We start from the raw sequence: 24,752 nt of genomic DNA on the forward strand, positions 1-24,752 counted from the left end.
TTAATTAAAACTTTCCGTTATCTGTTCATGAGTAAAACCACGATATTGTAAAAACCGTTGCTGTTTTGCACGACTTTTATAATCTTCCGGGTTCTGCTCGCCAAAACGTTTGCATCGTACTTCAGCTGCAAGCGCAAACCAATCAATCTCTGCATTAAGCAGACTGTCTGTAATGATGTCTGGATTCACACCACGTTCTTTCAACTCGCTTTTGATACGAACACTGCCGTAACCCCGGCCGGATCGTGAGCGAATAAAACTTTCTGCAAAGCGCTGGTCACTTTGCAATCCTGTCTTTTGGAGTTCAAGCAGGGTTTGTTCGATTTCTATCTCGTCAAAACCGGCATTGTGCAGTTTGCGAGTCAGCTCCAGCGCACTGTGTTCGCGATTAGCCAGTAGCGCTACAGCGCGTTCGCTGACTGAGCGCTTCACGCCTGCAGATCGTCCTCAATGACATCGTCATTTCCGGCTTCTGCTTTGATTTTTTTCGGCAGCATGACTTCGCGAATTTTAGCTTCTATTTCGCTCGCCATTTCAATATTTTCTTTCAGAAATACCCGGACATTGTCCTTTCCCTGGCCGATGCGGGTGCCATTGTAGCTGTACCATGCACCTGATTTTTCAACTACATTTTGCTGCACGCCCAGATCAATCAGTTCACCTTCACGGGAGATACCTTCACCGTAGAGAATATCGAATTCGACTTGTTTGAATGGCGGTGCCACTTTATTTTTGACCACTTTGACACGGGTTTCATTGCCCAGAATTTCATCACCTTTTTTGATGGCACCGATGCGACGGATATCAAGACGAACGGAGGCATAGAATTTGAGTGCGTTACCGCCGGTGGTTGTTTCAGGGTTACCGAACATGACACCGATTTTCATACGGATTTGGTTAATGAAAATAACCAAAGTATTGGAGCGTTTGATGTTGGCGGTGAGCTTACGTAAAGCTTGTGACATCAGACGGGCTTGCAGCCCCATATGGCTGTCGCCCATATCGCCTTCGATTTCTGCTTTGGGGGTCAGCGCAGCGACTGAGTCGACGACAACAATATCCACGGCACCGGAGCGCACCAGCATATCGGTTATTTCCAGTGCTTGCTCACCGGTATCAGGCTGTGAAACGAGCAGATCATCAATGTTAACGCCGAGCTTTTCGGCATAAGTCGGATCAAGCGCATGTTCAGCATCGACAAAAGCAGCAGTGCCGCCCATTTTCTGCATTTCAGCAATGGCGTGTAACGTCAGGGTGGTTTTACCCGATGATTCAGGGCCGTAGATTTCAATCACCCTGCCACGGGGCAGGCCACCGATCCCCAATGCTACGTCGAGACCGATTGAACCGGTAGATATCGCATCAATATCGCGTGTTGCAGCGGAATCTCCCAGTCGCATGACGGCACCTTTACCAAATTGTTTTTCTATTTGGCCAAGTGCTGCCCCGAGAGCTTTCTTCTTGTTGTCGTCCATTGCACCACCCCTGAACTTGATGAGTAAAGTCAAGGATTATCCCATAGATAGCACTCAGTCTCTAGTGTTCTTTCAAGGTGATATCGCCGGGTTCAGTTGGTCTGGCAGTGTTCAGGGCAAGGCGCCGCTCGCAGCTAATGATCCCTCCCTTTGCGAGAGCTGCAACACCGCCATGGACGCTGACAGGCCAACCCTTCGGGCGCCGCTGTGGTGTCCCGCCGCGGCGTTACGATGCTTGATAAGGGAGTGGCTCTTATCTGTGCACCGTGCCTTGCGGCACCAAACCTCCTGGAGAGGTTTTGGACGCGCTTCAGCGCGCCTGTAAGGGGAAAAACAGGGATGTTTTTCCTCCAAACACCACAGGGACGCTGAACACGGTAATATCAGCCTGGTAGAGCACTAGCATTTTTGATGACTCCTTCCAACGCCGCTAAAACGGCCTGACGTCTGATACTTTCCCGGTTTCCTTTGAAGTGGTAGCAGATGCTATGCACACTTTTATTTTTGCCGGCCCAGCCAATCCATACTGTGCCGACGGGTTTGCTCTCAGAGCCGCCGTCAGGTCCGGCGATACCGGTGATAGCGACACTGATATCGGCATTGGAGCGAGAAAGGGCACCGAAAGCCATTTCTTCAACGGTAGCCAGGCTGACGGCACCGGTTTTAATCAGTGTGGCTTCAGCCACACCGAGATCGGTTTGTTTGGCTTCATTGCTGTAGGTGACAAAACCACGCTCGAACCATGCCGAGCTGCCGGGGATATCGGTACAGCATTTTGCGACCCAACCGCCGGTACAAGATTCCGCTGTTACCAGTTTTAATTTTTTTTCTATTAACAGCTCAGCGAGCTTCAAGCTGATTTGCTGGAGTGATACGTCAGAAATCGTTTGCATGATATAAACTACACCGATGACTAAAAATCAAAATCATACTCCAATGATGCAGCAATATCTGCGTATTAAGGCCGAACACCCCGAATATCTGTTGTTCTACCGTATGGGCGACTTTTATGAGTTGTTTTTTGATGATGCCCATAAGGCCGCGGAGTTGCTGGATATTACTTTGACCGCCCGTGGTAATAGTGGCGGGGCGCCGATCCCGATGGCCGGTGTGCCATACCATGCTGCAGACAACTATCTGTCCAGATTGATCCGGATGGGTGAATCGGTCGCAATATGCGAACAGATTGGTGATCCGGCTACAAGCAAGGGTCCGGTGGAACGCAAGGTGGTGCGTGTGTTGACACCCGGGACCTTGACAGAAGAAGCCTTGCTCGACAGTCGAAATGAAAATCTGTTGGTGGCGGTTAGTCAGCAACATGAACGCTTTGGACTGGCAGCTGCCGAGATAAGCAGCGGCCGTTTTTTTGTGTCAGAACTGGACACCATGGTTGAACTTCAGGCTGAACTGGCTCGCCTGCAACCCGCCGAGGTTCTGGTCAACGATAATGATTTGGATCAGTTTCAGTTTTTCAGCAAACGACTGCGGCCATTGCCCGAGTGGCATTTTGATAAAAAGGCTGCCAGAAGACGTTTGTGTGAACATTTCAACACTACCGATTTGAAAGGGTTTGGCTGCGATGATCTGGAACTCGCGATCAGTGCTGCCGGCTGTCTGGTGAATTATGCCAAGCAGACACACCGGACCGCATTACCTCATCTGCGTAAGCTCACTGTGGAATATACCCGTGACAGCATCCGGCTTGATCCGCAATCCAGACGCAATCTTGAACTGGAGCAAAATTTAGCGGGCGGCCAGGACAATACGCTGTTATCGGTGCTTGACAAAACAGCCACCCCGATGGGTGCCAGGCTGCTCAGGCGCTGGCTGATGAGGCCTATCCGGGACCAGCGCATACTCACACAGCGTCAGCAAGCCATCCAACAATTTATCGATCTGCAGAGTTATACAACTTGTCACGATCTGATGCGGCATCTTGGCGATATCGAGCGGATTCTGTCACGTATGGCATTACGCTCCGCCAGACCCCGGGATTTCATGCATTTGCGCCAAATGCTGATATTACTGCCCGAACTGCATCAGTTATTGCAGCTGATGCAATGCCGGCATTTGAAACAGTTGGATCGTGAACTGGGCACCTTTAGTGAATTGTTAACATTGTTGCAACAGGCGATTATTGAAGAGCCACCGGTTTTGATTCGCGATGGTGGGGTGATTGCCGCAGGTTATGATCCTGATCTGGATCGTCTGCGTGATTTGCACAGTAACGCCAGCGGCTTTCTGGATCAGCTCGAACAACAGGAGCGGGCGCGGACCGGTGTCAGCAGCCTTAAAGTCGGTTATAACAAAGTGCATGGTTATTATATTGAGCTCAGTCGTGCCCGTGATATAGATGTACCGATGGAATATGTGCGCCGGCAGACTCTGAAAAATGCCGAACGTTATATCACGCCGGAATTGAAAACGTTTGAAGAGCAGGTATTAAGTGCCAATGAGAAAGCGCTGGCCCTGGAAAAAGCCTTGTATGACGGTTTATTTGACAAACTGGCACCTGAATTAACCGCATTGACGCATTCGGCTGCAGCACTGGCAGAACTGGATGTGCTGGCAAACCTGGCAGAGCGGGCCGAGACGCTGGATTATGTTGCTCCTGAATTTACCAATGATGCCGGTATTGCTATCGAAGCCGGACGCCATCCCGTGGTGGAGGTCTGTCATGATAGTCCGTTTTGTGCCAATGACTTGAGCCTGACAGAAAAGCAGCCGATGCTGATTATTACCGGCCCGAATATGGGCGGGAAATCGACTTATATGCGGCAGACTGCTTTGATCGTGCTAATGGCGCATATGGGCAGTTTTGTGCCGGCTGACAGAGCGGTAATCGGCCTGGTGGATCAAGTGTTCACGCGTATTGGTGCATCGGATGATCTGGCCTCCGGCCGCTCTACCTTTATGGTGGAAATGAACGAAGCTGCCAATATCCTCAATAATGCCACCTGTCACAGTCTGGTACTGATGGACGAGATTGGGCGTGGCACCAGCACTTTTGACGGGCTGGCACTGGCCTGGTCTTGTGCTGAGAAACTGATCCGGGACATCGGCGCTTATACGTTGTTTGCCACCCATTATTTTGAAATGACGCAACTGCCCGAATTGTTTGATAAAGCCAGAAATGTGCATCTTGATGCCATTGAACATGGCGACAAGATTGTATTTTTGCATCAGCTCAAAGAGGGCGCGGCCAACCAGAGTTACGGCTTGCAGGTTGCCCAGTTGGCGGGCGTGCCGACAGATGTGATCGTGGCGGCCAGACAGAAACTGATGCAACTGGAACAGAGCCGTTATCAGCATGAAGACATCCAGAATCTGCCACAGCCGGATTTATTTGTGAGCCATGAAAAGTCCGAACTGGAAAAAAGGTTCGAACAGCTAAACCCCGATGAGCTGAGCCCGAAACAGGCTTTAGATCTGTTGTATGAACTCAGCCTCTTATCGAAACGAACTCAGGTCCTCTAGTGCAGATGCTGCTTTTTCGGGTCGATAAACTCGCCCAGTTTTTCCGGCCGTGGCGGCATTTGTACATGGAAACCACGGGTTTTCAGGTTGTTTATCACTAGATTGACATCTTCCCGCGCCAGACTCCGATCAGGGCTCAGATCCAGTTCCATTACAAACTGGGGCTCATTGCCCATTGAGTCATAAAGCGGTTGAGGGACTTCGGAAAAATCATCTTTTTTCGCCAGATACAGGTAAAGGCCGTCTTTTTTGAGACTTTTATAGATATAGGTTTTCATTATGAAATAGGTGGGTGGTAAATAATCTGCACCAGCGTGCCGCTGGGATCATAGCAGTAAAAACTGCGCGCGCCATCACGGTGAGTGCGGGGTGCATTACGCATTTTAACATCATGCTGCTGCAGGAATTCAAACCAGACATTCACTTCATCGAGGGTCGGGATAATAAAGCCGATATGATCGAGTCGTTGCTGGCCTTCATTGGCCTTGAGGTTGTCCGCCCGGTGCAGGGCGAGGTTATCGTTGCCTGAGGTAAGGTAGACATTATTCTCATCCGGGCGCCATTCCACCTCCATGCCCAGCAGATCGACATAAAACTTTTCACAGGCAGCTAAATCATTGACGAACAAAGCGACATGGTGCAATCCACCTGTTTTGCCGGGACGTTGCATTAATTTTCTCCAAAAACATGCTGACAGCATTGCTGCCAGATTTGATAACCAAATTGATGTTCAATCACCAGTGGCAATGCCACAGAACCGCAACTGAGCAGTTTATCATGAAAGGTTTTGAGTTCTTGCCGGTTTGCAGGTTGAATAATATCCCTGAGTGCATTGATCAATGCCCAGCCAACAGCGTAACTCATTGGCACCGTAGGCGCCTGACTATACCAGTTGCATTCAGCCTGGGCTTGTTGCTGACTGAAGCCGAGTTTTGACACCATTTCCGCTATTGCCTGTTCCAGCGACCAGTCACCGGTATGGATTTTAACGTCGACGATAATACGTAATGCCCGCCACAGACGGTCACGTAACATCACCTCTTTCTGTCCGCGGTAACGTTCAAACCCCTGTTCCAGCATCATTTGTTCACAGTACAAAGCCCAACCCTCATAGAGCGTCGCACAGGGGAACAATCTTCTGAGGAGGGCACTGCCCTGGCCGGACTGATTAGCGGTGACAAATTGCAAGTGATGGCCGGGCCAGGCTTCGTGCACACTGGTCTGGGCAATGGCGGCATAGTTATGTTCGGCTAATTCTTCCGGAGCAAGCACTGGCGTCACGTAATAAAGAGCGCTTTGGCTCAGATCAGCAATACTGGGGTCCAGATAGGCGGCAAAAGGGATTTGATGCCTGAGAAAAGCCGGGGTATCGACCACGTTCAAATGCTGTCTGCCGGGCAGGGTTACCAGCTGGTTTTCCTTGAGAAAATCTTTCGCGGCCTGCATTTCTGTCTGATAAGCACTGAGCAGTTGATCAGCGCTTGGGTGATATTGACGTATATCTTCTAATGACAGTCCGGATTCAGCGATAGCCTCATCAAGTTGCTGCTGGGTGTCGGCAAACAATTTCTCGCCAAACTGCAGCAGCGCCTTGGCATTGACCGGCAGAAAGTGTCGCTGTTGCAACAGTCGCTCAAAATGCTCGCGGCCGCAGGCAAAGTCACCTTGAGTTGAGCCGGAAAGCCGTTGCAGAACATGTTGCAAACTTTCCAGTGATTTGGCCGCTTCCTGAATGGCCGGTTCGATATGTGCCTGATGAACAAGTGCCTGTTTGACTCGCGGGTGTTCTATTAAATGATGGCAGAAATGCACACCTGCTTCACACTCCTGTAAGGTCATTTGCAACCAGACAGCAGGAATCAGCGCAGGAGCTGTGTTCAAATAGGTTTTGGCTTCACGGACCCGGTTGGGAATCTTTTCCAGTCGTGACAACAGTGCCTGATTAAAAGTCTCGAGTGGTCGTATCGTTAACTGATGCAAGGCATTGATTGGCAGAAAACGTGCCGGATCCCGATAACGCCAGTCGTGATCCATCAGCTGATGATGTTCGATTGAGGCCCAGCCGTGCAAAATACGGTAATGCATCAGGCGATCGGCATCCAATACCGATTCATCAATTTCATCGAGCGCAGCCAGGCATTTTTCGTTAAGCACCAGCTGTATACCCAAAGCGGTGTCATCACAAGGGGTGAGTTCGCCAGCGTAATCTTCCACACCGGCATCCAGCGCTGTCTCAGGATTGAAACGGCACCAACTGCTCAGGTAACTCTGTTCGATGCGATCGAAAGTCTGACTGTTGTCAGTCGACATTAATGATCTCAAAGTCGTGGGTGATGGTAGCGGTTTTACCCAGCATCAGCGTCGCTGAACAGTATTTCTCGGTAGACATTTTGATAGCCCGCTCAACAAAGTTGTCTTTAACGTCTTTGCCGGTGATTTTGTAGTGAACATGGATATTGGTATAGACCTTGGGGACTTCTTCACTGCGGTCACCATCTATTTCGACGATGCAGTCGCGAATGTCCTGACGTGATTTTTGCAGAATTTCGACCACATCATAGGCGGTACAACCGCCCAGACCGAGCAGCAGCAGTTCCATCGGACGCATGCCGGTGCCATGACCGCCGGCTTCTTTCGGACCGTCCATAACGATGGTATGCCCGGTTCCTGATTCACCCAGAAACAAGACATCCTCAACCCATTTCACTCGTGCTTTCATTAAAATGCTTCCTAAAGTTGATGAATAACTTTAATTTTGCCATATTTGTGAAACCAAAGACGAATTATACCGTTTTACGGCTGTATACTAGTACTGGGGTTTCTTACTTGGAATACTGAATGGAATATCATAAACATAAAGCTATTGAAGAAGGTCTTGCTGACTTTTTTCACTCTTGCCACAGCAAGTTTTATCCGGCTAAAAATATCATCATTCGTCCCGGTGATCCTGCTGATACCCTCTATTACCTTCGTGAAGGTTCTGTCACCGTCTGCATGGAAAATGAAGAAGGTGAAGAATTGATTGTGGCTTATCTCAATCAGGGCGATTTCATCGGCGAGATCGGATTGTTCTCAGAAGTTGGCGACCGCATGGTCACTGTGCGAGCCAAAACTGACTGCCGCACAGAAGAGATCAGCTACCAGCAGATCCGTAATCTGGCCGATACCCAACTTAAAAACTGCTATGCAACCTTGCTCTATACCATTGCTGAGCAGATGGCAAAACGCCTGTTGACCACAACACGTAAGGCCAGCGATCTGGCATTTCTTGACGTGGCTGGTCGTGTTGAATCGGCACTTGAAGAGCTGGCCTCACAGCCGGATGCGATGCGTCACCCACAGGGCAGGCAGATTAAAATTACCCGCCAGGAAATCAGCCGTATGGTGGGTTGCTCACGTGAGATGGTAGGGCGGGTATTGAAAGAATTACAGGAGAGCGGCACAGTCTGGGCGCATGGTAAGACAGTCATTGTCTATGACGAAGCTCACCGTTACAAAAATCCCTTAGTAAAAAAGCTTTCCTAACTGCAGACCGGGATCTTCGGCACGCATAAACGCCTCACCGACCAGAAATCCGTTAACCTGATTGGCACGCATTAATTTGACATCATCGGGAGTGTGAATACCGCTCTCGGTGATGACAATGTGTCCGTTGGGTATGCGCGGCAACAAGGAGAGCGTGGTATCCAGTGACGTGTCAAAGGTACGTAGATCACGATTGTTGATGCCAATCAAGGGCAGGTTCAACACTAACGCCCGTTCCAGTTCATCAAGATCGTGTACTTCTACCAGCACATCCATGCCCAATTGTAAGGCCAGTTGGCTGAGTTGTTCCAGCTGGTTGTCGTCAAGCGCAGCGACAATCAATAATATGCAGTCAGCACTGATAGCACGCGCCTCGAACACCTGATAAGGATCGATAATGAAGTCCTTGCGAATCACCGGCAGCGAGCAGGCTTTGCGTGCCTGTTGCAGATATTCTTCGTGACCCTGAAAGAAATCGCGATCGGTTAATACCGACAGGCAGGCCGCGCCATGTTTTTCGTACGAAACAGCAATGTCTGCGGGCACAAAATTTTCTCTGAGCAAACCTTTGCTGGGTGACGCTTTTTTGATTTCTGCTATTACCCCCGGTTCACCGGCAGCGATTTTTCTGGCAATGGCATCAACAAATCCTCGCACCGGATCAGCCTGTTCCGCCAATTGTTGCATGATGGCCAATGGAATTTTTGCCGAGCGCTCAGCAATCTCTTCCTGTTTGCGTTGCAGGATTTTAAGCAGAATATCGGGGGTGTTTTCAGTCATTATTTTGATTCATTCTATGAACGGCTACAAACAATCAGGGCATTGAGCTTTTGACCGGCTGCGCCAGAGTCGATAACTGACTGCGCCATTTCAATACCTTGGTTAAGAGAAGAGGCCAGATTGGCGGCGTAAATTGCTGCTCCGGCGTTAAGTACGACGATATCCCGAGCCGGACCGCGGCTGCCTGAAAAAATATCTTTGATAATTTGCAGGCTGTCATTGGCATTTTTGACGGTCAGCTGACCGATATCGCTGCGAGCCATGCCAAAGTCTTCCGGCTTGATGGTGTAGCTGTGAATCTGACCGTCTTTCAGCTCGGCAATATAGGTTTCCGCGCCAATGCTGATTTCATCCAGACCATCTTCAGCATGCACTACCAGTACATGTTTACTGCCTAGTTTTTGCAGAACCTGGGCCATCGGTTCAACCCATTTTTTATCAAATACGCCCAGTACCTGATGGGCGGCCCTGGCCGGATTGGTAAGCGGCCCAAGCAGGTTGAAAATGGTACGAACGCCCATCTCCCGACGCGGGCCAATCGCATATTTCATCGCTCCATGATGTTTTTGCGAAAACATAAAACCAACACCGACACTGTCGACACAATGCTGGACTTTCTCCGGTGTCAGTTCCAGATTGACCCCTGCAGCTTCCAGTACATCAGCACTACCTGAGCTGCTGCTGATGGAGCGGTTACCATGTTTGGCTACTTTGGCTCCTGCCGCTGCGACCACAAAAGCACTGGCAGTGGATACATTGAATGTGCTGGCGCCATCACCGCCGGTACCACAGGTATCCACCACATGATCACCCTTAATCGTGACCGGCGTGGCGAGGTTACGCATCACACTTGCGGCAGCGGCGATTTCAGTGACCGTTTCACCTTTCATATTCAAACCGACCAGAAACCCACCGATTTGGGCAGGCGTGGCGTCACCGGTCATGATTTGATTCATCACATCGGTCATCTGCTCTGCACTGAGATCCTGATGCTGAATAACAAGCTTGATGGCTGATTGAATATCCATTTTCGATGCGCCTTAACGTTGCAGGAAGTTTTTCAGCAATTCATGACCTTGCTGCGTCAGGATGGATTCCGGATGGAACTGAACACCTTCGATGGGCAATGTTTTGTGTTCAATGCCCATGATCTCATCCAGTTCTCCCGCGTCGGTTTCAGTCCATGCCGTTATCTCAAGGCAGTCGGGCAGGGTGTTTTTATTGATCACCAGAGAATGATAGCGGGTGGCTTCGAGCGGATTGTTCAGACCTTTGAATACGCTGGTATTGTTATGGTAAACTAGCGAGGTTTTACCATGCATGATTTTCCGTGCGTGGACGATTTCACCGCCGAAGACCTGACCGATGGACTGATGTCCCAGACACACTCCCAGAATCGGTTTTTTGCCGGCAAAATGTTTGATGACTGCCATCGAAATGCCGGCTTCATTAGGTGTGCAGGGACCGGGTGATATCACGATCCGTTCCGGATCCATCGCTTCAATATCAGCGATACTGATCTTATCATTACGATGTACTTGCACATCTTCACCCAGTTCGCCGAAATATTGCACCAGGTTGTAGGTGAACGAGTCGTAATTATCAATCATTAACAGCATATCTATGTCTCTGTTTTGCGAGTCGTGTGCGCTAGCGCACCCGGTTCGTTACTGTCAGCATGAGGATTGGCTTCGAGCCCCGCTTCTGCCATTGCCACTGCACGGAATATTGCGCGGGCCTTGTTCATGGTTTCCTTCCATTCCAGTTCCGGTACCGAGTCATAAACAATGCCGGCTCCTGCCTGAATATGCAGGGTTTCGTCTTTGATGACAGCTGTGCGAATGGCAATAGCGGTGTCCATATTGCCTGACCATGACAAATAACCGACGGCACCGGCATAAACACCGCGCTTGACAGGCTCCAGTTCGTCAATGATTTCCATCGCCCGTACTTTTGGCGCACCGCTGACCGTGCCGGCAGGGAAGGTGGCTCTTAAGGCATCAATTGCGGTCATATCCGGTAATACCTTACCGGTGACATTGGAGACGATGTGCATAACATGAGAATAACGTTCGATCACCATTTTATCGGTGAGTTCGACGGTGCCTGTCTGACTGACACGACCGATATCATTACGGCCCAGATCAATCAACATCAGGTGTTCTGCGAGTTCTTTAGGATCGGCGAGCAGATCCTGTTCAAAGGCCAGATCTTCTTCTTCAGTCCTGCCGCGGCGACGGGTGCCGGCAATCGGTCTGACCGTGACTTCACTGTCTTCCATACGCACCAGAATTTCCGGTGATGAACCCACTACATAAAAATCTTTCAGGTTCAGATAATACATATAAGGAGAGGGGTTCAGCGTCCGTAAAGCCCGATACAAGTCCATCGCCTGTGCGGCAAACGGAATGGACAGGCGTTGCGACAGCACCACCTGCATGATATCGCCGTCAGTGATGTATTGTTTGGCTTTTTCCACTGCCTGGATAAAGCCGTCATGGGTAAAGCCGGAAACGAAATCCTGTTCCTGAACCTGTCTGCGAACAGCATGATTCTGAAATTCGGGAATGGTGGTTCTAAGCGTGACAGTCAAATCATCAAGACGCTGTTGTGCGTTTTGATATGCGTTGTCCTGCTTCGGATCGGCATGCACAATCAGATACAGGCGACCGCTGAGATTATCAAATACCACCAAGTCATCAGACACCATTAACAAGATATCAGGGCACTGCAACGGATCTGAGGTCGGGCTGTTACCCAGACGGGGCTCAATGTAACGCACGGTATCGTAACCGAAATAACCGACCAGACCGCCATTGAACTTGGGCAGGTGGTCAATTTCAGGCACCTTATAGCGCAGCTGAAATTTTTCAATCCAGGCCAGCGGGTCGTCACTGGAATCCGTTTCAACCGTTTCGCCCTGATGTTCGACTACTACATCCGTGCCGTGGATTTTAACGACCGTGTCACAAGGTAAACCGATAATCGAATAACGACCCCATTTCTCTCCACCATGAACTGATTCAAAGAGATAGGAATAGGGCGCATCTGCCAGTTTCAGGTACGTGCTGAGCGGGGTGTCCAGATCAGCTAATACTTCGCGGGCAAGCGGGATGCGGTTATAGCCTTCACTGGCCAGTTGTTCGAATTCTGCCTGTTTCATCGCTTCTTTCTAAAATAAGCTTTCCAGCTCTGCAAATGTATCAATCACGGCATCTGGTTCAGCAGTGCGGATATCAACACCGTGATTGTAGCCGTAGCTCATGCACACGATGCTGAATCCGGCCGCTCGCGATGCTTTTACATCACTGATTGAGTCGCCGATCATCATCGCTTTATCCGGCGTGACGCCGAAAAATTCTGCACCGTGTAATAAAGGGGCAGGGTGGGGTTTCTTCAACGGCAATGTGTCGCCACTGATGACTATTTCAAAAAAATCGGCTATGCCCAGATTCTGCAGGATGGGCAAGGTGAACTGCGCATCCTTGTTGGTCACGCAGCCTAGTCGAATGCCGTTGTCTTTCAGCCATTGCAAACCTTCTCTGACATGCGGATAAAGCTGGCTGCGTTCACTGGGGTTTTCAGCATAAAGCGCCATAAATATCGGAGCGGCTTTAGCATAAAGCACTTCGGCAGGTTCGCCTTCGAGCTGATCGAGCAACGCTCGTTTTATCAGACGCTCGACACCGTTTCCCACCCAGTTTCTGACTTTGGTTTCTCCCCGCACCGGCATACCCAGCGCTTTCATCATTTCGTCGGTACACCAAGCCAGATCAGGCACGCTGTCAACCAGCGTGCCATCCAGATCGATAAGCGCGATCTCAGGTTTTTTGAGTGGCATAAGGTTTAAACTTTAGCTTTAGCCAGTTCTTCACGCAGGGCAGATATAATGCTTTCATAGCGGTTTGGATCACTGTCTTTGGCGGCACCGAATACAGCGGAACCAGCCACGAAGGTGCGGGCACCCGCTTCGGCGATATCACGAATATTGTCGAGATTGACACCACCATCAATTTCCAGATCGATGTCATAACCGCTTTCGTCAATCATTTTGCGGGCTTCACGCAGTTTGTCCAAAGTGTGCGGGATGAACTTCTGACCGCCGAAGCCGGGGTTGACTGACATCAGCAGGATGCGGTCGACTTTGTCCAGCACGTGCTGGGCCAGGGACAGCGGGGTTGCCGGATTAAAGACCAGACCGGTTTTACAACCTTCAGCTTTAACCAATTGCAGACTGCGATCGATATGTTCAGAAGCTTCAGGGTGAAAAGTAATAAAAGTTGCGCCAGCTTTGGCAAAGTCAGGAATAATACGATCAACAGGCTTGACCATGAGATGTACGTCAATTTCATGCGTTACACCGTGCTTGCGTAATGCGTCACAAACCAGTGGCCCGATGGTCAGGTTAGGCACATAGTGGTTGTCCATCACGTCGAAGTGAACAATATCCGCGCCTGAAGCCAGCACATTGTCGACTTCTTCACCCAGACGGGCAAAATCTGCGGAAAGAATAGACGGAGCAATTTTGAATTCAGCCATTTTAATCTCTCTTAAATCTGTTTATAAGTTCTGCGTAAACCCGATACTTTACCGTATCAGCAGCCATTTTTCAGCTTTTGAAATCAATCTGCTGTGATTATACTTGAGCGAGCATTATCAAAGTAATGGAGTGGCAATTGCTAAACAGATTCAATGGCCGGTCAAATTGGTTGAGCCTGATCTTTCTGGTGTCACTGTCAACCAGTGCATTGGCAGAAGAAATAACCGAAACAAATGAACAAGCGCCTGCGAAGGGTGATGTGTTTTTGCAGCGACATGAAGGTTCAGTGGCAGGCTATTTGTCACTGCCGGTCGGGCAAACCTCGGTGGACGCGACATTTATGCCGGAGATGCTTGGCCGGAATCATGGCAAAGTGCTGATTCTGCATGATGTGGATGGAGATATAGATGGCGCGGGAATAGTGCATAATTTACGTCATGCGTTAACAAAATCCGGCTGGTCAACCATGACTGTCGCGCTGACTTACCCGTATCAGCCCAATCTGTTTCCTTCAGATGATGAACAGATGCAGCAAAAGCCGGATGCTTCACAGGCAGCGGCTATCGTGACCAATGAAGCAATGGAAAACAGCAGTGAGCCTGCCAAAGAGCAAACCGATACTGATGACGTGGATAATGCAGCACGAGTGGCAGCAGCGCTGACTTATTTAAAAGCACAAGCGCCGGGTCCGCAGATTCTGCTGGCCGTAGGCAAGGGCGCTGAAGTGGCGGCAGCCGCTTTTAGCCGTGATTCACAAATTGCAGCGGGGCTTATTGTAATTGCAGCAGATGCCGACATTGAAACGTTTACCGAGTTGCCGTCAGCGTTGATGCTGCTGGATATTGTCGCAACTGAAAATGTTGATTCTCGCAAGCTGGCGCAATTCAGGCGAGTCGAAATGATTCGTGTCGGACAATCTGGCTACGCACAGCGTTCGGTTGCGGCCAGCAGTAATGATTTTTATGGCTTTACCGAACCGGTATTCAGCCTTGTCAGAGGCTGGTTGCACAAATATTTTGTTGATAAGGCGGATAGCTAATGCGTCTTTATGGTGATGGTCTGGTTGTTCATCAGGCTCAATCTGATGAAGGTGTTATTGAAGTTGTTGACTATGGCGACAGCCGTTCGCTGCATTTTGGCACCTACCCGCGCCAGAGTACGATGCGAATGAGTGCACCGCACAGACTGGAGCTTACTTATACACAGTCGATGATGGCTTGTCTGTTACTTAATCCTGCCCCCAAGCGCGCGCTGGTCGTCGGTCTGGGCGGCGGATCTTTGGTGAAGTTTCTTTTATATCATTTTCCTCAGTGTCAGGTAGATGTTGTCGAATATCGGCAGGATGTGGTTGATGTGGCACAGCGCTTTTTTGGTGTATCCACTGATAATCCCAATCTCAATATTCATCTGGGTGACGGTTACCTGCATGTCAAACGCTGTTTTTACGATAGTGATTTGAGTTATGACTTGTTACTGGTTGATGCTTACGATCACAATGGCATGGCAGCCAGCGTCGGCGTGCAAGCTTTTTTTGATGCCTGTGCCGGAATTCTGACTGCTAACGGTGTGATGAGCATTAACCTTTGGGGCAGTGACCGGTCCACGTTCAACCTCACCATGCAACGTATCAATCAGAGTTTTGATAACCGTGCCATGATTCTGCCGGTTGAGAACAAGGGTAATGTTATTGCGCTCGCCACCAACTTCTATGTCAAACACAATGATTTGAAACAGTTACGGCCCCAGGTTGATGTGATGGAAATGCAACTCAATATCAATCTGCCCAAGTCGTTGCAGAATTTGATCCGGCAAAATCGCAATTTTATCAGCCGGTTGTTTGCCTGATGAATTCATCTGTACTGCTGGTGTTGGGCCTGTTATTGGTAACGGGCCTGCTGTTGAGTTTACTGGCGGCACGTACCAATACACCACGCATTGCAGCTTATGCTGTTGCCGGCTTGCTTTGGTCGCCGGATTTGCTGGGGGGGTGGTTGGGGCTGGATATGACCAGTTGGTCGGGCCCACTGACTGACAGTGCACTGGCGATTGTCGCTTATCTGATCGGCGGTTCGGTCACTGCAACACAACTACGTCGTCTTGGCAAAACCATTGTGTTTTGCACAGCGGGAGAAGTGATAGGAGCAGTTGTATTAGTGACAGTGTCGATCTGGTGGTTGATGTCAGGTCAGACAACAGATGCACTGCTACTGGCCGTTGTGTTAGGTACGCTGGCTGCCAGTACTGCGCCAGCTGCGACGGTTGCGGTAATTTATCAATATCGGAGTAAAGGCCCTTTAACTACCACGTTGCTGGGGGTTGTTGCACTTGATGATGCGGTGGGCATTGTTTTGTTTTCATTGATGCTGGTGTGGGTCACCGGCAGCAGTTTGATGAATGCGGCTGTCAGTGCCGGTACCGAAATTCTGGGGGCTTTGATACTGGGTGCTTTGATGGGGTGGTTGCTGGCTTATTTAGGTCGCCGGGTGCGTAATCGCAACTTTTTCCTGCCCATGGTGCTGGCTTCCTTGTTATTGAGCCAGGGGTTGGCGCAACAATGGCATTGTTCACCTTTACTGACGGCGATGGCCATGGGTTTTTTTGCGCGGGCCACATTCAAATCAGGTGGGGAACGCTTGTTTGCGCCGATAGAATATCTGGAAGAGCTGGTGTTTCTGACCTTTTTCACACTGGCTGGTGCCCATTTCAAATTGAGCGTGTTGATGCAAGGGATTGAACTGGTATCGATTTATGTGCTGGCGCGGGTTATCGGCAAAGTGCTGGGGGCAAGACTGGCAGCCCAATTGTGTGCTGCGCCGGAGAGGGTTCGAAATTATATTGGCCTGGCTGTGGTGCCTCAAGCAGGGATTGCTATCGGTTTAGCACTGTCATTGTTGCATCATCCTGTTTTTGCCGACACAGGGTTGTTGATTGTTAATGTTATTTTGGCCAGTACGCTTATCTATGAATTGCTCGGCCCGCTGGCAACACGGTTTGCTTTATTCAGGGCGGGCGAAATAAAAAGTGGGGCGTCATAAATATGACCTGTCAGATTATTGATCTCACGGTAGGCGAGTGGCTGCAGTTGCACCAGGCTGAGCCGGTGCTGGTATCAGCAGATATGCCGCTGAAACAAGTCGCAGAGCAGATGTTGATACGAGGGCACCGTGATGCCTATGTCGCCCGTGAACAAACTATTCTGGGGCATCTTAATTTCAACAAGGTCATTAATCATCTGTTTGCTCATGAACGGCCCATCCATACGCACAGGCAGTTGTTCGCACGCGTTACAGAAGCTACCGCCTCCGAATTGATGGATCCGCATTATGCTTATTGCCGGGAAAATGAAGTATTGTGTGATGTGCTGCACCGGCAACTGGAGAGCGATATTGATGATTTGATAGTATTAGGCTCTGATAATATGCTGTGCGGTGTGATAGTACTCAAGGAACTGGTGCGGGAAAGTCTTAAATGAAAAAGCTGATAGCCGTTACATTAACGATGCTGGCCATGGTGAGCTGGCAGCAGCCAGTTATGGCTAAAGGTGATTATGAGCTGGTGATTAAACGCTCTGAGAAACGATTGGTTATCCAGAAAGATGGTGTGACTTTACGTTCATTCCATGTGGCGCTAGGCAGTGGTGGGCGTAAAGCCAAAATCGAAGCAGGGGACCGCAAAACGCCACTGGGTAAATATCATATTGTTCAGCTACGTGACAGTGATCGTTTTCATCTGTTCCTACAACTGGATTATCCCAGTGTTCGCGATGCAATAAGAGCTTTGAAGACGAATTTAATCAGTCGCGATGAGTACCGGGCTATTCTTGATGCCCATATTTATGGTGGCATCCCGCCGCAGGATACCGCCCTTGGTGGCGCCATTGGCATACATGGCATCGGTGCGGAAACTGAAAACAAACTTGAAATCCATCAATTTGCGAACTGGACGCAGGGGTGTATCGCCTTGCGTAATAACGAAATCGAACAGCTGATGCGTTATGTCGATGTCGGCACACAAGTGATTATTACCGACTAAAATCCTGTTTATCATTTCACGATAATTGCGGTTTTCGTAAGGCCAGAGGCCGGGATCTGATTAAATTTCTCGGGTAGGCAGTTGAATTTGGTAGAATAATGCACGTTTCTGCCGAACCTTCCCGAGGACTTATGCAAGCCGCGCCTGAACTCTTTTCTTATCGCAAATTCTGGGCACATCGTTTTGGTGTGGCGCCTGAGCTGCCGATGTCACGCGAGGAAATGGACGCGCTGGGCTGGGATGCCTGTGACATTATCATTGTGACTGGTGATGCCTATGTCGATCATCCCAGTTTCGGGATGGCGCTGATTGGCCGTTTGTTGGAAGCCCAGGGCTTTCGTGTCGGCATTATTTCACAGCCCGACTGGACCAGCGCTGAAGACTTCAAAAAACTGGGTAAACCCAATCTGTTTTTCGGGGTGACCGGCGGCAATATGGATTCTATGGTCAACCGCTATACCTCGGATAAGCGTGTGCGCAGTAATGATGCCTACACGGCGGGCGGTGAAGGGGGGAAACGGCCTGATCGCAGCGTGGTGGTGTACAGCCAACGCTGCCGGGAAGCATTCAAAGGTGTGCCGGTCATTATCGGTGGCATTGAGGCCAGCCTGCGCCGTATTGCCCATTACGACTACTGGTCGGAAAAAGTGCGGCATAGCGTGATTATGGACTCAAAAGCAGATTTGCTGGTTTATGGTAATGGCGAGCGTCAGGTGGTGGAAATCGCCCATCGGCTGGCGGCCGGCGAGCCGATCAAAGCATTGACCGATATTCGCGGCACGGCATACACCACTAAACACGGACAACGCGAAGGCTGGTGGGAAAAAGACTCCAGCTCTGTCGATACGCCGGGCAAAATCAATCCGCCGGTCGATCCCTACCAGATGCAAACCGAGGAAAGCTGCGCGGAAGAAAAAGCCAAAACGCCGCAACAAACAGCGGATAAACCGGCACCCAATGTAATTCAGATTCACCGGGTATCGCCACGCCATGCAGCCCGTACCGTGATCAGGCTGCCTGCTTACAAGCAGGTCAAAGATGATCCGGTCATGTACGCACACACCTCGCGGATTTTGCATCTTGAAACTAATCCCGGCAATGCGTTGGCGCTGGTGCAGCAACATGAAGAGCAGGATGTCTGGCTCAATCCGCCACCGATTCCGCTGACCACCGCCGAAATGGATGCGGTGTTTGACTTACCCTACAGCCGTTTGCCACATACCCGCTACGGGCAGATGAATATTCCTGCTTATGAAATGATTCGTTTCTCGGTCAATATCATGCGCGGCTGTTTTGGCGGCTGCACATTCTGCTCCATCACCGAACATGAAGGTCGTATCATTCAGAGCCGCTCTGAAGATTCGATTATCAAGGAAATTGAAGCGATTCGTGATACCACCCCGGGGTTTACCGGCATCATTTCCGATCTGGGCGGACCTACCGCCAATATGTATCGGCTGGCGTGCAAAAGTGAAGAAATTGAAGCCAGTTGTCGGCGCCTTTCCTGTGTCTATCCCGGTGTCTGTAAAAACCTCAATACTGACCATACACCGCTGATTGATCTGTATAAACGTGCTCGCTCTTTGCCGGGTATTAAAAAGATTCTGATCGCCTCCGGTCTGCGTTATGACCTGGCGGTGTTGTCACCTGAGTATGTGAAAGAGCTGGTTACCCATCATGTCGGCGGTTATCTGAAAATAGCACCGGAACATACCGAAGACGGACCGTTGTCACAGATGATGAAACCGGGGATCGGCACTTACGATAAATTCAAGGCCATGTTCGACAAGTACTCGAAAGCGGCCGGTAAGGAGCAATATCTGATCCCTTACTTTATCGCTGCCCATCCGGGTACGACCGATGAAGACATGATGAACCTTGCTTTGTGGCTCAAACGTAATGGTTTCCGTGCCGATCAGGTGCAGGCTTATCTACCGTCGCCCATGTCTGCTGCAGCGGCCATGTATCATTCCGGCAAGGACACTTTGCATAAGGTCAGACGTCAGGGCGGGGATATTTCGGTACCGAAAGGTCTGAAAGTACGCCGTCTGCACAAGGCCTTTTTGCGTTACCACGATCCGGAAAACTGGCCCATGCTGCGTGAAGCGCTGAAAAACATGGGGCGCGCCGACTTGATCGGCAACGGCAAAAAGCATTTGATTCCTAATTGGCAACCTGTGGGCACGGGCGCTAAGGGAGAGGGCAGTCGTGTCAGTCGCAAAGCGCATAAACCTGTTGAGGGTAAATCATTCCGCACCCAGCATACCCGACCTAAACCGGGCAAAAGCAAAGCCGGTAGACGTCGGCAGGGTTAGGGGCTGAAACGGCAACAGATTCCTAAGCGAATAAAAAATATTCTGCCGGGCGCGAACATTTTTGACTGAACGTGGTCTTTGTCTTTGATTTGGACTTTAATCTGACTGGATATAAGGATATTGATGCGTTCTCAACACCCGGCGACACGCTACGATTTGTTTTCCATCCTGTTGCACTGGCTGATTGCAGTTATCACCATCGGTTTGTTCGCCTCCGGCATCTGGATGGTCGAGCTGGGCTATTATGATACCTGGTACTACCGCGCTCCCTGGTGGCATAAAAGCCTGGGCGTGGCCATCTTTATGCTGGTTGTTGTCCGCTGGCTGTGGGGCTTGTTTCGGGCCACGCCGCCGCCCATCCCCTCTATTTCACAATGGCAGCGCATCCTTGCCAAATCGGTTCACGGGATGATGAGTCTGTTCATCCTGTTGCTGGGGTTCAGCGGCTATCTGATAGTGACCGCCAAAGGCGACGGTCTCAGCGTGTTTGACTGGTTCAAGATTCCCGCTTTCTTTACTGGCAATGGTAGCCGGGTTGATCTGGCGGGCACAGTACATTTGTGGTTGGGCTATCTGATCATTGCTTGTGCCGTTTTTCACGCATTGGCGGCTTTGAAACATCATTTTATTGATAAGGACACCACGCTTAAACGCATGTTATACCCGTGATAGACGTATTTCCGAGTATCACGGTATAGAACTTAAACCCAGGAGATAATCTATGAAAAAAACCTTTTTAGCCATGTCATTTCTCAGTTTGTCGGCTTTGGCGCCGGTTCATGCCGCTGACTATGTGATTGATACCGAGAAAGCACATGCATTTATTGATTTTCGGATACAACATTTGGGTTTTAGCTGGATGAGTGGCCGCTTCAACGATTTTTCCGGCAACTTTAGCTATGATCCTGAGCAGCCAGAGGCATCTGCAATTGAAGTCAATATCGATGTTGCCAGCATCGATACCAACTTTGCCGAACGTGATAAACATTTACGTAGCGCCGAGTTTCTGAACACCGACAAGTTTCCCGAGGCCTCATTTAAATCAAAAAAATTCCAGCAAAGGGAAGACGGCAGTTTGGTGATGGTGGGTGACTTTACTTTGCATGGTGTGACCAGGGAAATGACCATACCTGTCAAAAAAATCGGTGAAGGCGATGATCCCTGGGGCGGTTACCGCGTCGGCTTTATGGGGGAAACCAAATTTACCATTGCCGACTACGGTATTGATGTCAGTAAACTGGGTCCCAGTTCTCAGGAAGTCTATCTGACATTGTCTATTGAAGGTGTCAGACAGTAATCATATCTGTTTGGCCAGTTCGTAGAGCCGGTCAAACTCATCAGGCAAGCTGTTTGCTGGTAATGTTTGCCCTGCGCGTTTGTACCAGTAAGCAGCATTGCTGGTATCTCCTTCTACTCGGTGCAGGTAGCCATGCACCAGACAAGACAACTCATCCTCATAAATCTGGATCAGACGGTGAGCGCCATCCCAATCGCCTTGTGCAGCGAGTTCCAATGATTGTAAGTGTTGTGTTGCCATCTCAATCTCTCCTGGTGTTGATATGACAACTTTATGTTATAACAGTTTGAATTTAATTAAAATTCTAATTTTGCCTTCCCAGTAGCAGTAAACTGCCAATCAGTGCAAAAGGTGAGGTCATCACTACAAAAAGCAGTTTGATCAACTCGCGGATGATATAAATCACATCGATGATAAAAGCCATGTTTTCCTCCTTTGAAACTGGCGCTTTGAATTATAATGAACGGTTATGACAGTCAAATGACCTAAAATACTAATGAATATTCTTGCTTTAGATACCTGTACTGAAATGTGTTCCGCCGCGTTGCTGTTCAATGGCAAGCTGTATCAGCGTGCTGAGCTGACGCAGCGTGGTCATTCAGAAAAAATACTCGGCATGATGGATGCGTTACTGGCTGAAGTCGGCTGTACGGTGTCTGATATCGAATTGGTGGCTTTCGGTCGGGGGCCGGGTTCCTTTACCGGTGTCCGGATCGGGGTAGGGGTGGCGCAGGGTATTGCTTTTGCACGTGATTTGCCGGTTGCCGCAGTATCTTCGTTGGCTGCTGTCGCACAAACTGTAATGGATAAATATCAGGTCAGGCAGGTGGCGGTCGCCATGGATGCCCGTATGGGTGAAGTCTATTCAGCTTTTTTCAAAGCTGAAGCTGGTTTGGCTCAGCTTGTCGATAAGGAACAGGTTTGCACGCCGGACCAGTTCAAGCCGCTGGATGACACACACTGGTTTGCTGCCGGCACCGGCTGGCAGGCTTATGAAACAATGTTGATGGACCAGTTCAACGCTCATATCGATGGCGTGGAACCCGAAGCTTATCCGCAAGCAGCGGCCATCATCAAGCTGGCACAACATATGGCTGAGACGAATCAGCTGGTGGCTGCCGACCAGGCCATTCCCGTTTATCTGCGTGACAATGTAGCCAAGAAAAAAGGTGCCCAGTCATGAGCGATGAACAGGACAAAATTTACGCATCGCCGCTGGATAAAATGGTGGACTTCCGGTTTGATGAGAAAGTCGTAAGTGTATTTCCGGATATGATTCAGCGGTCGGTGCCCGGCTATGCCACCTTAATTTCCAATATCGGCATTCTGGCGGCTCGTTATGCCCAGCCTGCCAGTTATTGTTACGATCTCGGCTGTTCGCTCGGTGCGGTGAGTTTGTCGATGCAGCAACGTATTACTGCAGCAAACTGCCACATCATTGCTGTAGATAATTCTCAGGCAATGATTGAAAAAGCCCGGCAGAATTTTCAGCAGGAGAAAACCGCATCGGTGCCGGTTGAACTGGTTTGTGCGGATATTGCCGATGTGGCAATTGAAAATGCTTCCGTGGTGGTGATGAACTTTACCTTGCAGTTTATTCCCTTAGCTCAGCGTCAGGCGCTGATCAGTCGCATTTATCAGGGTATGGACCCGGGCGGAATATTGATTTTGTCTGAGAAGCTGACATTCCAGTACGCAGAACAAGAGCAGTTTCATATCGAATCGCACCACGCTTTCAAACGTGATAACGGCTACAGTGATTTGGAAATCAGTCAGAAACGCTCGGCACTGGAACAGGTATTGATCCCGGAAACACTGCAACAGCATGAAGCCCGTTTGCAGCAGGCCGGCTTTGGTTTCGTTGAAAAATGGTTTCAATGTTTTAACTTCGTGTCTCTGGTAGCGGTCAAATGAGCGTTTATCAGCCTTTTTATCAGCACCTGGATGCGATGGGGCTTGCCAGCTGGCGGCAAATTCTGGCGCAGCAGGTTGAGGAAAAGCTGGCTGTCGACAGGCACGGAAAAATGCCAATGTGGCAGGAAGCATTGAATGCTTTGCCACAGGTCAACCTGTCCAGGCTGGAGCTCAAAACAGCCGTAGAGGTCGGCACTGAGGCCGATTTGGCTGGGTTCAGCCGGGAAAGTCTTATTGAACTGTTAAAAGTCTTTCATCCGTGGCGTAAAGGCCCTTATAGGCTGTTTGATATCGAGATTGATACAGAATGGCGTTCTGACTGGAAATGGGACAGGGTGTTGCCTCATATTCAATCTTTGCATGGCAGGCGTGTATTGGATGTCGGCGGCGGTAACGGTTACCACGGCTGGCGTATGTTAGGCGAAGGGGCGGAGCTGGTAGTGGGGATCGATCCCACTGTGGTATTTGCCATGCAATATCAGCTGATGCAGCATTTTATCCAGTCACCCCGGCATTTTGTGTTGCCTATAGGCATTGAGCAGATGCCCGATAATCTGGCCTGGTTTGATACGGTCTTGTCCATGGGGGTTTTGTATCACAGGCGCTCTCCGCTTAAACACTTGATGGAATTACGTTCCTGCCTGCGCCCCAAAGGTGAACTGGTGCTGGAAACATTAATTATCGATGGTGAACAAGGCATGAGCCTGATGCCTGAAGGGCGTTACGCCAAGATGAAGAATGTCTGGTTTATTCCTTCAGCGGCAACCATGATGCTGTGGATGAGAAAGTGCGGATTCAGAGATGTGCGTTGCGTGGATATCAATGTGACATCTGTCGAAGAGCAGCGGCGTACTGAATGGATGACGTTTGAATCGTTACAAGACTATCTTGACCCGGCTGATATAACCAAGACTATTGAAGGTTATCCGGCGCCAAAACGGGGTGTTTTTATTGCTACGGCACCTTAGGTGTTTAGTCCGACTGACTCCTAGAGCGCGGTGGCTCCGGAGGTAATGGAGATCCATTGGCCGCTGCTGTTTTTGCAGGCGTCCAGCGGCTTGGTTTCGATGATGTCATTCTTTTTGATAATGAGTTTGTAGGCCAGGCAGGGGTAATGACCGTAAGAATAATGATGATGGATCAGAATTTCGTATGAGGTTCCGGTTTCCTCATTAATCCAGAAATGGCGCGTACCGACAGCCTCTGTCGATAACACTTTTTGTGTTTGTTCCAGATCACTGGTGGTCATAGCGGTATCTGTTTCAATGCCGGCTTCAACGCCGGCAAGCAGATCCAGAGAAGCTTCGGTGCTCGTGATGATCGTGAATGAAGCTACTGAGGCTATGCCTAAACAAATTAGCTTTTTAAACAACATACACATCCATGATGAGATACAA

General features: G+C 49.8%; 28 protein-coding genes. 13 read left to right on the forward strand and 15 right to left on the reverse strand.

Annotated elements, in window-relative coordinates; genetic code table 11:
* The 3 genes from recX to OMP95_RS00110 form a co-directional block, all read right to left on the reverse strand.
* Entirely contained in the window at positions 1–432 is a 432-nt protein-coding gene (gene recX / locus OMP95_RS00100) for a recombination regulator RecX (protein WP_266324613.1), read from the reverse strand.
* Entirely contained in the window at positions 429–1,475 is a 1,047-nt protein-coding gene (gene recA / locus OMP95_RS00105; RefSeq protein WP_266324616.1) for a recombinase RecA, read from the reverse strand. Before recA ends, recX begins: the two co-directional genes overlap by 4 nt.
* Before the next feature lie 383 nt (positions 1,476–1,858).
* Entirely contained in the window at positions 1,859–2,368 is a 510-nt protein-coding gene (locus OMP95_RS00110; protein WP_266324618.1) for a CinA family protein, read from the reverse strand.
* A gap of 16 nt (positions 2,369–2,384) precedes the next feature.
* Here OMP95_RS00110 and mutS point away from each other — a divergent pair, with 16 nt between their 5' ends.
* Positions 2,385–4,952 carry a DNA mismatch repair protein MutS gene (mutS, locus tag OMP95_RS00115; protein ID WP_266324620.1) on the forward strand — a complete coding sequence of 856 codons (2,568 nt, stop codon included), beginning with the start codon at positions 2,385–2,387 and terminating at the stop codon, positions 4,950–4,952.
* Here the strand turns inward: mutS and OMP95_RS00120 are convergent.
* From OMP95_RS00120 to OMP95_RS00135, 4 genes are read right to left on the reverse strand one after another with little or no spacing between them, the layout of a single operon-like run.
* On the reverse strand, positions 4,949–5,230 hold the full coding sequence (locus tag OMP95_RS00120; RefSeq protein WP_266324622.1) for a YcgL domain-containing protein: 282 nt from the start codon (positions 5,228–5,230) through the stop codon (positions 4,949–4,951). The two genes, mutS and OMP95_RS00120, sit on opposite strands and share 4 nt — an antisense overlap.
* A complete protein-coding gene (locus OMP95_RS00125; RefSeq protein ID WP_266324624.1) occupies positions 5,230–5,622 on the reverse strand; it encodes a VOC family protein in 393 nt (130 codons plus the stop codon). Before OMP95_RS00125 ends, OMP95_RS00120 begins: the two co-directional genes overlap by 1 nt.
* Positions 5,622–7,262: a DUF885 domain-containing protein gene (locus OMP95_RS00130; protein WP_266324626.1), complete on the reverse strand. Its 1,641-nt coding sequence runs from the start codon at positions 7,260–7,262 to the stop codon at positions 5,622–5,624. The genes OMP95_RS00125 and OMP95_RS00130 overlap by 1 nt, the downstream gene beginning before the upstream one ends.
* The gene (locus tag OMP95_RS00135) at positions 7,252–7,671 is read right to left on the reverse strand and encodes an OsmC family protein (protein ID WP_266324628.1); all 420 of its coding nucleotides are present in this window, start codon (positions 7,669–7,671) and stop codon (positions 7,252–7,254) included. Before OMP95_RS00135 ends, OMP95_RS00130 begins: the two co-directional genes overlap by 11 nt.
* A 119-nt stretch (positions 7,672–7,790) precedes the next feature.
* On the opposite strand from OMP95_RS00135, the gene crp reads away from it, so the two are divergent.
* Positions 7,791–8,477, forward strand: coding sequence for a cAMP-activated global transcriptional regulator CRP (gene crp / locus OMP95_RS00140; protein WP_266324630.1), 687 nt, complete (start codon positions 7,791–7,793; stop codon positions 8,475–8,477).
* On the opposite strand, the gene trpC is transcribed toward crp, so the two are convergent.
* From trpC to rpe, 6 genes are read right to left on the reverse strand one after another with little or no spacing between them, the layout of a single operon-like run.
* A complete protein-coding gene (gene trpC, locus OMP95_RS00145; protein ID WP_266324632.1) occupies positions 8,457–9,257 on the reverse strand; it encodes an indole-3-glycerol phosphate synthase TrpC in 801 nt (266 codons plus the stop codon). The genes crp and trpC overlap by 21 nt on opposite strands.
* A gap of 14 nt (positions 9,258–9,271) precedes the next feature.
* Positions 9,272–10,285, reverse strand: coding sequence for an anthranilate phosphoribosyltransferase (gene trpD / locus OMP95_RS00150; protein WP_266324634.1), 1,014 nt, complete (start codon positions 10,283–10,285; stop codon positions 9,272–9,274).
* A gap of 12 nt (positions 10,286–10,297) precedes the next feature.
* Positions 10,298–10,876 carry an anthranilate synthase component II gene (locus tag OMP95_RS00155; RefSeq protein WP_266324636.1) on the reverse strand — a complete coding sequence of 193 codons (579 nt, stop codon included), beginning with the start codon at positions 10,874–10,876 and terminating at the stop codon, positions 10,298–10,300.
* A 2-nt stretch (positions 10,877–10,878) separates the two neighbouring features.
* On the reverse strand, positions 10,879–12,420 hold the full coding sequence (gene trpE / locus OMP95_RS00160) for an anthranilate synthase component I (RefSeq protein WP_266324638.1): 1,542 nt from the start codon (positions 12,418–12,420) through the stop codon (positions 10,879–10,881).
* A 9-nt stretch (positions 12,421–12,429) separates the two neighbouring features.
* A complete protein-coding gene (locus tag OMP95_RS00165; RefSeq protein WP_266324640.1) occupies positions 12,430–13,098 on the reverse strand; it encodes a phosphoglycolate phosphatase in 669 nt (222 codons plus the stop codon).
* A gap of 5 nt (positions 13,099–13,103) precedes the next feature.
* The gene (gene rpe / locus OMP95_RS00170) at positions 13,104–13,796 is read right to left on the reverse strand and encodes a ribulose-phosphate 3-epimerase (RefSeq protein ID WP_266324641.1); all 693 of its coding nucleotides are present in this window, start codon (positions 13,794–13,796) and stop codon (positions 13,104–13,106) included.
* A gap of 137 nt (positions 13,797–13,933) precedes the next feature.
* Between rpe and OMP95_RS00175 the strand changes: the two genes are divergently transcribed.
* The 8 genes from OMP95_RS00175 (at position 13,934) to OMP95_RS00210 (ending at position 21,441) form a co-directional block, all read left to right on the forward strand.
* A complete protein-coding gene (locus tag OMP95_RS00175; protein WP_266324643.1) occupies positions 13,934–14,836 on the forward strand; it encodes a DUF3530 family protein in 903 nt (300 codons plus the stop codon).
* Positions 14,836–15,642 carry a spermidine synthase gene (locus OMP95_RS00180; RefSeq protein ID WP_266324645.1) on the forward strand — a complete coding sequence of 269 codons (807 nt, stop codon included), beginning with the start codon at positions 14,836–14,838 and terminating at the stop codon, positions 15,640–15,642. The genes OMP95_RS00175 and OMP95_RS00180 overlap by 1 nt, the downstream gene beginning before the upstream one ends.
* A complete protein-coding gene (locus tag OMP95_RS00185; protein WP_266324647.1) occupies positions 15,642–16,832 on the forward strand; it encodes a cation:proton antiporter in 1,191 nt (396 codons plus the stop codon). Before OMP95_RS00180 ends, OMP95_RS00185 begins: the two co-directional genes overlap by 1 nt.
* A gap of 2 nt (positions 16,833–16,834) precedes the next feature.
* On the forward strand, positions 16,835–17,269 hold the full coding sequence (locus tag OMP95_RS00190; protein WP_266324649.1) for a CBS domain-containing protein: 435 nt from the start codon (positions 16,835–16,837) through the stop codon (positions 17,267–17,269).
* Positions 17,266–17,829, forward strand: a complete 564-nt coding sequence (locus OMP95_RS00195) for a L,D-transpeptidase family protein (RefSeq protein WP_266324651.1) — start codon at positions 17,266–17,268, stop codon at positions 17,827–17,829. The genes OMP95_RS00190 and OMP95_RS00195 overlap by 4 nt, the downstream gene beginning before the upstream one ends.
* A gap of 131 nt (positions 17,830–17,960) precedes the next feature.
* Positions 17,961–20,144 carry a YgiQ family radical SAM protein gene (locus OMP95_RS00200; RefSeq protein ID WP_266324653.1) on the forward strand — a complete coding sequence of 728 codons (2,184 nt, stop codon included), beginning with the start codon at positions 17,961–17,963 and terminating at the stop codon, positions 20,142–20,144.
* Between the two features lie 123 nt (positions 20,145–20,267).
* Positions 20,268–20,813 (forward strand): cytochrome b, encoded by a 546-nt coding sequence (locus OMP95_RS00205; protein WP_266324655.1) that lies wholly within the window; start codon positions 20,268–20,270, stop codon positions 20,811–20,813.
* 52 nt (positions 20,814–20,865) lie between these two features.
* Positions 20,866–21,441 (forward strand): YceI family protein, encoded by a 576-nt coding sequence (locus OMP95_RS00210; protein ID WP_266324657.1) that lies wholly within the window; start codon positions 20,866–20,868, stop codon positions 21,439–21,441.
* Here OMP95_RS00210 and OMP95_RS00215 read toward each other — a convergent pair whose 3' ends face one another.
* The gene (locus tag OMP95_RS00215) at positions 21,442–21,681 is read right to left on the reverse strand and encodes a hypothetical protein (protein WP_266324659.1); all 240 of its coding nucleotides are present in this window, start codon (positions 21,679–21,681) and stop codon (positions 21,442–21,444) included. It lies immediately after the preceding gene.
* Positions 21,682–21,937: 256 nt separating this feature from the next.
* Here OMP95_RS00215 and tsaB point away from each other — a divergent pair, with 256 nt between their 5' ends.
* From tsaB to cmoB, 3 genes are read left to right on the forward strand one after another with little or no spacing between them, the layout of a single operon-like run.
* On the forward strand, positions 21,938–22,624 hold the full coding sequence (tsaB, locus tag OMP95_RS00220) for a tRNA (adenosine(37)-N6)-threonylcarbamoyltransferase complex dimerization subunit type 1 TsaB (protein WP_266324661.1): 687 nt from the start codon (positions 21,938–21,940) through the stop codon (positions 22,622–22,624).
* On the forward strand, positions 22,621–23,355 hold the full coding sequence (gene cmoA, locus OMP95_RS00225; protein WP_266324663.1) for a carboxy-S-adenosyl-L-methionine synthase CmoA: 735 nt from the start codon (positions 22,621–22,623) through the stop codon (positions 23,353–23,355). The genes tsaB and cmoA overlap by 4 nt, the downstream gene beginning before the upstream one ends.
* Entirely contained in the window at positions 23,352–24,323 is a 972-nt protein-coding gene (gene cmoB, locus OMP95_RS00230; protein ID WP_266324665.1) for a tRNA 5-methoxyuridine(34)/uridine 5-oxyacetic acid(34) synthase CmoB, read from the forward strand. Before cmoA ends, cmoB begins: the two co-directional genes overlap by 4 nt.
* A 20-nt stretch (positions 24,324–24,343) precedes the next feature.
* Here cmoB and OMP95_RS00235 read toward each other — a convergent pair whose 3' ends face one another.
* A complete protein-coding gene (locus tag OMP95_RS00235; RefSeq protein WP_266324667.1) occupies positions 24,344–24,730 on the reverse strand; it encodes a hypothetical protein in 387 nt (128 codons plus the stop codon).
* Between the last annotated feature and the right edge of the window lie 22 nt (positions 24,731–24,752).

The sequence above is a fragment of the Methylophaga sp. OBS4 genome (assembly GCF_026319305.1).
Lineage (GTDB): Bacteria > Pseudomonadota > Gammaproteobacteria > Nitrosococcales > Methylophagaceae > Methylophaga.